The following is a 434-nucleotide window of genomic DNA, read 5'->3' as shown; positions in this document are numbered from 1 at the left end:
GTTGAGGGTCTGCGCCAGCGCCGCGCGCGGCCCGGCGAGGTCCAGCAGCCAGGCGCCCAGCGCGCCGATGGCGGCGCCGGTGCCCACGCCCTGCAGGGCGCGCGCGGCGACCAGCCAGGCGGTGGAGCCGGCCAGCAGGAACCCGGCCAGGGAGGCCAGGACGGCGAGCAGGCCGGCGACGACCACGGCGCGGCGGCCCAGGTGGTCCGACAGCGAGCCGGCGGTCAGCAGCGCCAGCAGCAGGGTGCCGGCGTACACGCCGAAGACGAGGGTGACGCTGGTGGCGCTCAGGCCCCACTGCTGCTGGTAGACGGGGAAGACCGGCGAGGGGGCCGAGGAGGCGGACACCAGCAGGGCGAGGGTGGCGGCCACGAGGCCGAACGCGGTGCGCTCGGGCAGGCGCGGCAGCGTCCGGGGGCGGGGTGCGGCGGGCA

1 protein-coding gene is annotated in these 434 nt (G+C 78.8%); it reads right to left on the bottom strand.

The genetic code is table 11. The features are described 5' to 3' along the window. Nucleotides 1-372 (bottom strand): MFS transporter (locus tag GTR00_RS22530; protein ID WP_166613678.1); only part of this gene is annotated, 372 nt, incomplete at its 3' end. Nucleotides 373-434: the final 62 nt, after the last annotated feature.

Source organism: Kineococcus indalonis, assembly GCF_009906395.1.
Taxonomy (GTDB): Bacteria; Actinomycetota; Actinomycetes; order Actinomycetales; family Kineococcaceae; genus Kineococcus; species Kineococcus indalonis.
The sequence above is the reverse complement of the archived record's forward strand: the minus strand, read 5'-3'. Positions and strand labels throughout refer to the sequence as shown.